Origin of the sequence: Streptomyces aurantiacus JA 4570, assembly GCF_000414115.1 — a bacterium.
Lineage (GTDB): Bacteria > Actinomycetota > Actinomycetes > Streptomycetales > Streptomycetaceae > Streptomyces > Streptomyces aurantiacus_A.
Window position 1 is genome coordinate 1 of the sequence record NZ_AOPZ01000143.1, and the last position, 10,905, is coordinate 10,905.

Annotated in this window: 5 protein-coding genes and 1 pseudogene; 1 reads left to right on the forward strand and 5 read right to left on the reverse strand. The window is 73.9% G+C overall.

From position 1 onward, the window contains the following. Nucleotides 1-14: 14 nt before the first annotated feature. From STRAU_RS40240 to leuS, 5 genes are all read right to left on the reverse strand, one after another. Complete coding sequence (locus STRAU_RS40240) at nucleotides 15-2,882, reverse strand: ComEC/Rec2 family competence protein (protein WP_310592248.1); 2,868 nt, start codon at nucleotides 2,880-2,882, stop codon at nucleotides 15-17. Between the two features lie 122 nt (nucleotides 2,883-3,004). Then, nucleotides 3,005-4,174, reverse strand: a complete 1,170-nt coding sequence (locus STRAU_RS15910) for a ComEA family DNA-binding protein (protein ID WP_078621251.1) — start codon at nucleotides 4,172-4,174, stop codon at nucleotides 3,005-3,007. A gap of 567 nt (nucleotides 4,175-4,741) precedes the next feature. Then, the gene (locus STRAU_RS15915; protein WP_016641357.1) at nucleotides 4,742-5,587 is read right to left on the reverse strand and encodes a DegV family protein; all 846 of its coding nucleotides are present in this window, start codon (nucleotides 5,585-5,587) and stop codon (nucleotides 4,742-4,744) included. A gap of 132 nt (nucleotides 5,588-5,719) precedes the next feature. Continuing rightward, nucleotides 5,720-6,508: a hypothetical protein gene (locus STRAU_RS15920; RefSeq protein WP_016641358.1), complete on the reverse strand. Its 789-nt coding sequence runs from the start codon at nucleotides 6,506-6,508 to the stop codon at nucleotides 5,720-5,722. A gap of 231 nt (nucleotides 6,509-6,739) precedes the next feature. Continuing rightward, a complete protein-coding gene (leuS, locus tag STRAU_RS15925) occupies nucleotides 6,740-9,664 on the reverse strand; it encodes a leucine--tRNA ligase (protein WP_016641359.1) in 2,925 nt (974 codons plus the stop codon). Nucleotides 9,665-10,080: 416 nt separating this feature from the next. On the opposite strand from leuS, the pseudogene STRAU_RS15930 reads away from it, so the two are divergent. Further along, nucleotides 10,081-10,905 (forward strand): annotated as a pseudogene (locus tag STRAU_RS15930) (hypothetical protein); the annotation flags it as partial.

Consider the following 10,905-nt stretch of genomic DNA (forward strand, 5'->3'; position numbering starts at 1 on the left):
TCCCGCCCCCGCCCTCACCGTCGTGTCGTCACCGCCAGGTCGGCCACCTCGCTCCCGGGCGATGTCCTTCCCGGCCGCCCCGCTCGCGCGTCGGCCCGCCCGCCGGTCACCGCGATCGCGCCGCTCGTGTCCGTCCGCATCACCTGCGCGCCCCCGGCCCGCAGCGCCGCGACCGTCCGGGGCGAGGGGTGCCCGTACGGGTTGTCCGCGCCGCAGGAGATCAGCGCGAGGCGCGGCCCGGCCCGGCGCAGCAGCAACGGGTCCTGGTAGGCCGAACCGTGATGCGCGACCTTCAGCACGTCCACCCTCGGCAGCGCCGCCGCGGCCGGGCTGCGCAACAGGGCGCGCTGAGCGGGTGGTTCCAGGTCACCGGGCAGCAGCACGGTGAGGCCCGCGACCCGCGCCAGCAGGGTGACGCTGGCGTCGTTCGGCCCTTCCGGGCGGGCCGCCGGGCCGGGCGGCGGCCAGAGCACCCGCCACTCCAGCGCGCCCGCACGCCGCCGCTCCCCGGCCACGGCCCGCGTCACCGGAATCCCCCGTGCCGCCGCCTGCCCGCGCACGAACTCCGCCTGCCCCGGCGGCTCCTGAAATCCCGTCGTCTGGATCGCCCCCACCGACCGGCCCCGCAGCACACCCGGCAGTCCGGCCACGTGATCCGCGTGAAAGTGCGTGAGCAGCACGAGCGGCACCCGCGTGATGCCGAGCGACCGCAAGCACCGATCGACCAGGACGGGGTCGGGGCCCGCGTCGACCACCACCCCCGCGCCCCCGCCCGCCGCGAGCACAGTCGCGTCTCCCTGCCCCACGTCGCACACCACCAGCCGCCAGCCCGGCGGCGGCCAGCCCGCGATCACCCTGGTGAGGGGCGGCGGTTGGACGACCACCAGCAGGAGCAGCAGCACGCACGCCACGCTCAGCCATGGGTGCCTGGCCAGCCTGCGGCAGGCGAGGACGACGCCGACCGTCACGACCGCCAGCAACAGCGCCCCGCCCCAACTGCCCGGCCAGTCGATCCCGTTCCCCGGCAACGCCGCCCCCGCCCTCGCGATCCCCGCGATCCAGCCCGCCGGCCAACTCGCGCACCACGCGATCGCCTTGGCCACCGGCATCCCCACCGGAGCCACCGCCAGCGCCGCGAACCCCAGCACGGTGGCCGGCGCGACCGCGAACTCCGCCAGCAGATTGCACGGCACCGCGACCAGACTCACCCGCGCCGCCAGCACCGCCACGACCGGCGCGCACACCGCCTGCGCCGCCGCCGCGGCCGCCAGCGCCTCCGCCGCCCGGCCCGGGACACCGCGCCGCCGCAGCGCCGCACTCCACCTCGGCGCCAGCGTGAGCAGCGCACCCGTGGCCAGGACGGACAGCAGGAAGCCATAACTCCGCGCCAGCCAGGGGTCGTACAGCACCAGCAACAGCACCGCGGCGGCCAGCGCAGGCAGCAGTGATCTGCGCCGTCCGGTACCGATGGCCAGCAGCACGATCAGCCCGCACGCCGCCGCCCGCAGCACGCTCGGCTCCGGTCTGCACACCACGACGAAGCCCAGTGTGAGGCCACCGCCGAGCAGCGCGGTGGTCCGCAGCGGGATACCCAACCTGGGGGCCAGCCCTCGCCGTTCCGCGCGGTGGGCGGTGCCGGGCGGGCCGATGAGCAGCGCGAGGACGATGGTGAGGTTGGCGCCGCTCACCGCGAGCAGGTGGGTGAGGTCGGTCGCCCGGAACGCCTGGTCGAGGTCCGGCGGCACCCGCGAGGTGTCGCCGATCACCAGCCCCGGCAACAGCGCCCGCGCGTCGTCCGGCAACCCGTCCGTCGCCTCCCGCAGCCCCGCCCGCAGCTCCCCCGCGAACCGCTGGACCCCGGACGGCGCTCCGACCACCTCCGGCACCTGGCCCTCCGGCACCCGCAGCACCGCCGCGATCCGCTCACCGTCCCCCAGCGGCGCCGCGAGACTGCCCCGCACCCGCAGCCGCGTGGACGGCAGCAGGTCCAGCCACGGCGAGCCGCGCGGGCGCTGCCGCACGCCGGTCTCGCCCTGCGTGCGTGCCCCCGTGGCCGTATCTCCCTGCGTTCGCGCCCTCGTGGCCGCCTCTCCGTACGTACGCGCCCCCGCGCCGGTCTCTCCCTGCGTGCGCGCCCCCGTGGCCGCCTCTCCATACATGCGCGCCCCCGCGCCCATCTCTCCCTGCGGCAGCGATCCCGCGGCGGCTTCTCCGTCCGGCGGTGCCGCCGACCTGCCGACCGACGCTTCGCCCTCCGGGTGGCCGGGAGCACCTCCCTGCCACCCGGCCCCCGGGCCCGGCCCGAACCCCGGCACCGGCGCCGTTCCGGCGGGCCCCGGTGCCGATGCCGCGTCGGACCCACTCCGTTCCTTCGCCTCCTCCCGCACGATGACCAGCACCGGCGCACGGGTCACGCTCGTCGTGCCGTCGGCCTCCGCCACGCGGACCACCTCCCCGTTCAGGACGATGGCCGGCGGTGCCGCGCGGTCGCCGGTCACCCGGGGTCGGGTGCGGCGCGGGTCCGATGTGACCTCCACCTCGGCCGTCACCTCCGCGTACCGTTCGGCGAGCTCGGGGACCGGGCCTCGGTGCAGATCCGCCCCGTGCAGTCCGGCGGACGCTGCCGACGCGGCGGCGCAGAGCAGCACGGCGGCGACACTCACCCGCCCCCACGCGAACCCACCCCGCCTCCGGGCGCCGGGGTCCCGCCGTCTCCGGGCCGGGTCGCCCCCGCTCCCCCGCGCGGTCCACGTCACCAGGAGCACTCCGGCCACCACTACGCACACCACGACCGCGCCGACCACAAGACGAGGCGGAGCCGTCAACGCGAGGGCCGCCGCGGCCCAGGCCGCGAGAGCCGGCGGAACCAGGCGGAGGTCCACGGGGCCCTCCTGGCGTGGGTTCCCCACACCGAACCGGCCGCGCCGTGGGCCGGGCACGCCACCGCCGGCACCACGGGCGGAGGAGCGAGCTGCCGCATGCCCCTCCGCCCTCGTCGCGGGCCTCATGGCCGCACGAGATTCTGCAGGTCCGCGAAGCGCTTCTCGCCGATGCCGTTCACTTCCCGGAGTTCGTCCACCGAGCGGAAGCCGCCGTGCTCCGCGCGGTAGTCGATGATGTGCTGGGCCAGGACCGGGCCCACGCCCGGCAGGGTGTCGAGTTGCTCGGCGGTGGCCGTGTTGAGCCCGACAGGTCCGGCCGCCGCGCCTGCGGCCCCCGCTGCCGTGCCCCCGGCCGCGGGCCCCGCACCGGAACTCGGCCCCGCGCCCACCCCCGCACCGACGCCCGCCCCCGCTCCCGCTCCCGGGGGCGCGGGGCCACCCACCACGACCTGCTCGCCGTCGACCAGCAGCCGCGCCCGGTTGAGTCCATCCGTCTTCGCACCGGGGCGGACCCCGCCCGCCGCCCGCAACACGCCCGCCGCCCGCAACGCGTCGGCCACCCGGGAGCCCGCGGGCAGCCGCTGCACACCCGGCCTGCGGACCTTGCCCCCGACGTCCACGACGACCCCACCGGCCGCCGCGCCCGAACCACCCGCGCCGACCGCGAGCCCTCCGTCCGGCCCCGGAGGCGCCCCGGGCGAAGGGGACGGCCCAGCCTCGCCGCCTGCCCCCGCCGCCTCGCCCACCACGTCCGGCGCCCGGACCGGCTGCGTCCGGCCAGTCCAGAAGTGCTGGGCCGCGAAGACAGCTGCCACGACCAGGACAAGGCCGAGGGCGACGACGCTCCGCCGCTCCAGGCCGCACCGCAGCCGCAGCCAGAGAGGGAGCCGCTCCCGCACCGCCGCCCCGACCCGCGCCCGCCACGACGACCGCTCCACTGGGGCGTCGGCACCGGGCCCGCCGTCGGCACCAGACCCGCCCTCGGCGCGAGGCCCGCCGTCCGCAGCGGCCACCACCTCCGCAGTGCCGACCGCGCCGACCCTGCCAACCCCGCCAACCGAACTCACCCGGCCCGATGCCGTCACCGGCCCCGCCCCATCCACCGGGCTCGGTGCACGCGCACTCACCACCCCCGAGCCGCCCAACACCCCCACCCCGCCCGCCACAGCCGGACCTCCCGGCCCGCCCCTCCGCGACACACGCGCACCTGCCGCACCCGCCGCCCGCACGGGGCCCGGGACCCCTGCCGCACCCGCCCTCTCCGGCGCAGCCGGAACCACAGCCTTACGCATGCGGGACACGCCCCCACCAGCCGCGACGCCCCCGTCCCCGCTCCCAACGCCCGCACCGCCTCCAGGCCCCGAACCCCCAACATCCCCAGCCCACCCGGGAGTCCGAAGCCGCCCAGCCTCCGGCCGCACATGTCCCGCAGCCGCAGCGGCCGCCGCTGCCGCCGCACGCCCCTGCTCTCCGCTGCCCACATCGGGCCCCGTGAAGAGCGCTTCGGCCCGCAGCCGCATGGCTTCCGCCGCCGCGCGCCTGCGCCGGGCCCGCTTCCGGGCGTGGCGGTGCGCCAACTGCCCCACAGCCACGCGGCGTTCCGCGCCCGATGCCCCTGGAGCCGCGCCCGCCGCCCGCGACGGCGAGGCCCCACCTGTCGTCCGTGAAGGTGATCGAAGAAGTGCCATGCCGAAAACGCTAGGCACCACCACGAGAAGTTGTTGATCTTGCTCAATTCCCGGGGATTACCCGGCAGTTGTGGATAACCCCGTCACCCACACGAGGCGACCACCCGGGCACCGGGCTTCGTGCACCGCACTCGGCACGCCAAACTTCCCAAGCCCCCCGGGCCGGTCCTCTCAGCGAGGCGAAACCACAACCCCCAGCAACCCGGGCCCCGTATGCGCCCCGATCACCGCCCCCACCTCGCTGACGTGCAGTTCGGCGAGGGCCGGGAGGCGGTCCCGGAGGCGGTCCGCGAGGGTCGTGGCGCGCTCGGGCGCGGCCAAGTGGTGCACGGCGATGTCCACGTCGTGTGCCCCGGCCCGCTCGACCACGATCTCCTCCAGGCGGGCGATCGCCTTCGACGCAGTGCGTACCTTCTCCAGCATTTCGATGCGGCCGCCGTCCAGCGCGAGCAGCGGTTTCACGGCGAGCGCGGAGCCGAGGAGCGCCTGGGCGGCGCCGATGCGGCCGCCGCGGCGGAGGTAGTCGAGGGTGTCGACGTAGAAGTACGCGGAGGTGGCCGCGGCCCGTTTCTCGGCGGCGGTCACCGCTTCGTCCATCGAGCCGCCCGACTCCGCGGCCTCGGCCGCGGCCAGCGCGCAGAAGCCGAGGGCCATCGCGACCATGCCGGTGTCCACGACGTGTACCGGCACCGGCGCCTCGCGTGCGGCGAGGACGGCGGCGTCGTACGTTCCGGAGAATTCGGCCGACAGGTGGAGCGAGACGATGCCGGTGGCGCCCGCCTCCGCGACCTTGCGGTAGGTCTGGGCGAAGACTTCGGGGCTGGGCCGCGAGGTGGTGACGGGGCGGCGTTTCTGCAGGGCGAGGGCGAGTGAGCGGGCGGAGATCTCGGTGCCCTCTTCGAGTGCCTGGTTGCCGAGCACCACCGTCAGCGGTACCGCGGTGATGTCGTGCCGCTCCATCGTCCGTTGCGGCAGGTAGGCCGTTGAATCGGTGACGATCGCGACATGGCGGGACATGAGCTGGAGATTACCCGCAGGAACCCCGGTGCGGCAGTCCGGCCCCTTCACGCGGGGGACGGAGCGCATGCCCGTCGACGCGCCGACGGGCATGTGGGGGCCGGGCTTCGGCGCTGAAGGCGGGGCATGCGGTCAGGTGGTGCTCTCGGGCTTGGGCTTCTTCTGCCAGGGGTACGTCGGCTGCGGCGTCGGCGGGGTGATCGCGGGGCGGGTGGGTTCCTGGGCGGTGCGCTCGTCGGTCTCCGCGCGGGCGGATGCCTGCGGCCGCGCGGGCTTCTTCATGTCGGCGGCAGGGCTCGCCCCGGACGGCTCCCGGCCGGTCCCGGCCGTCGGCGTGGGGTCGGACCAGGAGGTGAGGGGCTGGTCGTCGGTGGGTTCCTTCGTCCAGTGCCGGAGCGCGCCCGTCTCCATGTCGATCTGTTCCCTGAGCAGGTCCAGGTCGTCGTCCGCGAACTTGTGCGCGCGGTCGCGGGCCGCCCAGCGGAGCGAGTCGGCGGCCTTGACGATCTGTTCGGTGCGCTCCCGCAGGGCGGGCAGGCGCTGGCTGAGCTCGATCCGGTCGGGCTCGCGCTCCAGGCGCTTGAGCTCGTCGTCCAGTTCGTGGCCGTGGGCGCTCAGGCGCTGGAAGAGCGCCAGGGATTCGTGCAGCGAGGCGTCCTCGGCGACGCCCGCGCGCAGGGAGTCCTGGGTGGCTCGCATCGATGTGCGCAGCTTGAGGCGGAGCTGGGCCAGCTCGCCGACGGCGCCGGGCTGCGCGAGGGTTCTCGCGCGCAGCGTGGTGTCCTCCACGGTGCGGCGGGCCTGCGTGATCGTGCGGTCCATGCCGCGGCGGGCCGCGCCGACCACCTTGACCGTCGCATACGCGCCCACCGCCAGGAACAGCACGAAGAGCAGCGCGACCACTGCGATCACGGCTTCCACGATGCTTCTCCTTCGGCCCTGCGAATCGGTGCGGCTCGGTCCCCGGCGGCGCGACAGCGCGGCGTTCGCGGTCTGTCCGCCTTCTCCACGGTAAACGCAACGGGCAGCCCGAGGGTTCCAGCGGAACCCCCAAGCTGCCCGTAGGGGACTACCCCGATGCGCTTCGGCAGAGACGCAGTTGGCCGTCCGCCCCGGCAGGGCGGGCCCGGGTCTGCCCAGGGCGTGTCCGCCCTAGGCAGGAACGATGTTCACCAGCTTCGGCGCCCGCACGATCACCTTGCGGATCCCCGCACCGCCCAGCGCGGTGACCACCCGTTCGTCGCCCAGGGCCACCTTCTCCAGCTCCTCATCGGAGATGGCCGGCGGGACCTCCAGACGTGCTTTGACCTTGCCCTTGATCTGCACGACGCAGGTCACGGTCTCGTCGACGACGTACGCGGGGTCGGCGACCGGGAAGTCCTGGTGGACGACGGAGTCGGTGCGGCCCAGCTTGCGCCACAGTTCCTCGGCGATGTGCGGGGCCAGCGGCGCGACCAGCAGCACCAGGCGCTCGGCGACCGAGCGCGGCACGGGGCCCGCCGCCTTCGTCAGGTGGTTGTTCAGCTCGGTGATCTTGGCGATGGCGGTGTTGAACCGCATGCCGTCCAGGTCCTGGCGGACGCCGTCGATCGCCTTGTGCAGCGCGCGCAGCGTGTCCTCGTCCGGCTCGGTGTCCGCGACGGTCACCTCGCCGGTGGCCTCGTCGACGACCAGGCGCCACATGCGCTGCAGCAGCCGGTACTGGCCGACCACCGCGCGCGTGTCCCACGGGCGCGAGACGTCCAGGGGGCCCATGGCCATCTCGTACAGACGCAGCGTGTCCGCGCCGTACTCCGCGCAGATCTCGTCCGGAGTGACGGCGTTCTTCAGGGACTTGCCCATCTTGCCCAGCTCGCGCTTGACCGGCTCGCCTTCGAAGAAGAACTTCCCGTCGCGCTCCTCGACCTCGGCGGCGGGGACCGGGAAGCCGCGGCTGTCGCGGTACACGTACGCCTGGATCATGCCCTGGTTGAACAGCTTGTGGAACGGCTCTGCGGACGAGATGTGGCCCAGGTCGAACAGGACCTTCGACCAGAAGCGCGCGTACAGCAGGTGCAGCACGGCGTGCTCGGCGCCGCCGACGTACAGGTCGACGCCGCCGGTGGGCTGTCCCGCGCGGGGGCCCATCCAGTAGCGCTCGATGTCGGGGGCGACCAGCTGGCGGTCGTTGTGCGGGTCCAGGTAGCGCAGCTCGTACCAGCAGGAACCGGCCCAGTTGGGCATGGTGTTGGTCTCGCGGCGGTACTTTCGCGGGCCGGCGCCGTCGCCCAGGTCCAGCGTGACGTTGACCCACTCTTCGTTGCGGGACAGCGGGGTTTCCGGCTGGGTGTCGGCGTCGTCCGGGTCGAAGGTGCGCGGGCTGTAGTCGTCGACCTCCGGCAGTTCCAGGGGCAGCATCGAGTCGGGCAGCGAGTGGGCGACGCCGTCCTCGTCGTAGACGATCGGGAAGGGCTCGCCCCAGTAGCGCTGGCGGCTGAACAGCCAGTCGCGCAGGCGGAAGTTGACGGTGCCCCGGCCGATGCCCTTGCGCTCCAGCCACTCCGTGACGCGCGCCTTGGCGTCGACGACGACCAGGCCGTCCAGGGAGACCTCGGCACCGGACGAGTTGATGATCTTCGCCTCGTACGAGTCGAAGGAGTCGTCCCAGGTGGACGGGTCGGTGCCGCGGCCGTCAGCGGGCTCCACGACGCAGTGCATCGGCAGCTCGAAGGCGCGCGCGAAGGCGAAGTCGCGGCTGTCGTGGGCGGGGACGGCCATGATGGCGCCGGTGCCGTAGCCCATCAGGACGTAGTCGGCGATGAACACCGGGACCTGCTCGCCGCTGACGGGGTTCGTCGCGTACGCGCCCGTGAAGACGCCGGTCTTCTCCTTGGCGTCGGCCTGGCGCTCCACGTCGGACTTGGCGGCGGCGAACGCGCGGTACTTGGCGACGGCCTCGGCGGGGGTCGCGTGGCCGCCCGTCCACACGTCGTGGGTGCCCTCGGGCCAGGCGGCCGGGACGATCGTGTCGACCAGTTCGTGCTCGGGCGCCAGGACCATGTAGGTCGCGCCGAACAGGGTGTCCTGGCGGGTGGTGAAGACGGTGATGGCGTCGCCTTCGGAGCCGACGGGGAAGTCGACGCGCGCGCCTTCGGAGCGGCCGATCCAGTTGCGCTGCTGCAGCTTGATGGCCTCCGGCCAGTCCAGCGCGTCCAGGTCGTCCAGCAGGCGGTCGGCGTAGGCGGTGATGCGCATGTTCCACTGGCGCAGCTTGGCCTTGAAGACGGGGAAGTTGCCGCGCTCGGAGCGGCCGTCGGCGGTGACTTCCTCGTTCGCCAGGACGGTGCCCAGGCCCGGGCACCAGTTGACGGGGGCGTCGGAGGCGTACGCCAGGCGGAAGCCGCTCAGGACGTCGGCGCGCTCCTTGGGGTCCAGTTCGTGCCACGCGCGCGTGGAGCCCGGTACGGCGCGCTCACCGCTCTCGAACTGGGCGACCAGGTCGGCGATGGGGCGGGCCTTCTTCGCCTCGTCGTCGTACCAGGAGTTGAAGATCTGCAGGAAGATCCACTGGGTCCACTTGTAGTAGTCCGGGTCGATCGTCGCGAAGGAGCGGCGCTTGTCGTGGCCCAGGCCCAGGGCGCGCAGCTGCGCCTTCATGTTCTCGATGTTGGCTTCCGTGGACACGCGCGGGTGCGTGCCCGTCTGCACGGCGTACTGCTCGGCGGGCAGGCCGAACGCGTCGAAGCCCAGGGAGTGCAGGACGTTGTGGCCCGTCATGCGCTGGAAGCGGGCGAAGACGTCCGTGGCGATGTAGCCCAGCGGGTGGCCGACGTGCAGGCCCGCACCGGAGGGGTACGGGAACATGTCCATGATGAACTTCTTGGGCCGCTCGGCGACCGCCGGATCACCGGCCAGGTCGCCGCTCGGGTTGGGTGCCTCGTACGTGCCGTTCGCGTCCCAGAAGTCCTGCCAGCGCGCCTCGATCTCGGCCGCCAGGGCGGCCGTGTAGCGGTGCGGCGCCGCCGCCTCGGCGGCCGAGGGGGCGCCTCCCGCGCCTCCCGCGCCTTCAGCAGTGGCGGAGGAATTCGTCTCGCTCATGGTCCTCAAAGCTCCATCGATCGTCTCTGCCTGCGGAATCGGCCGGACGGCCAAACAAAAATGCCCCTCGCACAGGAGGGGACGCCGCGCCGATTCCGACCACGCTCACTGGGCGGTCGGAACTGATCAGCGCGGCCCGCTAAGCAGAAGGCGTACGGCACGCATGGCGTCAGGGTACCGCAGCGCTCCACAGCCGGGCGACGCGCTTCGCCCCGTACCGCGGCGGACGCCGGAACTCCACTCCCACCGAGGCCGGAATCCAACCCTTGGCCAGAGGTTACTCCGCGTACCGACCACTATCGGGGCAACACCAAGATCGAGTCGCGCTTTGATAACAACGCAATAACTCAAACCCCGTACCCATCGGTATGGCGCGACTTAGCATGCGGCGACCGGACCATTTCGGAGTCGCCCCCATGAACCCTCTGAACCCGCATCGCAAGAGTCCCAAGAGTCCCGCTTTACCCACGTCGCCGCCGCGCTCCTCCCCGGCGTCCGCACCCTTCCCGCCGTCGGCACCCCCTTCGGGGCCGGCGTTCCCCACCTTCCACGAGCCGAGCAGAGCGGCCCGCGGCATCGTCACCACGGCCGCGCTGCTGCTCATCCCCCTGCTCGTGTTCGCGGGCGGCGACGACTTCCGCGCCGCCCTCGACTTCACCACCGGCGTCCTGTCGCTCGTCGCCCTGACCGCCTCGGTGATGTGGGGCCTGGTCGCCTCCGACCGGCTCTTCCTCCGCTCCCGCCAGCGACTGCTCGCCCAGGCCGTGCACCGGGCCACAGCGATCGCCTCGGTGGGTTTCCTGCTCCTGCACGGCACCGTGAAGCTCGCGCTGGACCATGTGTCCTTCGTGGGCGCCCTGGTGCCGTTCGGGCTCGGCTTCTCGGGCAGCGACGGCCTCATCGGCCTCGGCTCGCTCGCCGGGCTCCTCATGATCACCACCAGCGTCACCGGCGCCCTGCGCAGCGCCTTCGCCTCACCGGTCCAGGTCGCCTCCCGGTGGCGGGCACTGCACGCGCTGGCCTACCCGGCCTGGTGCGCCGCCCTCGTCCACGGCCTGTACGCGGGCCGCGCCCCGAAACCGTGGGTCGTCGCCCTGTACTGCCTGTGCCTGGTCGCGGTCGCCGGGGCGGTGGCGCTGCGCGCGGCCCCGCGCCCCGTCAAGCGCAAGGTGGCCGCCCGGATCTTCGCCCTCCTGGAGCCGGACGCCCGGCCCGCTCCCGGCCGCCCCCGGCGCCGCGAG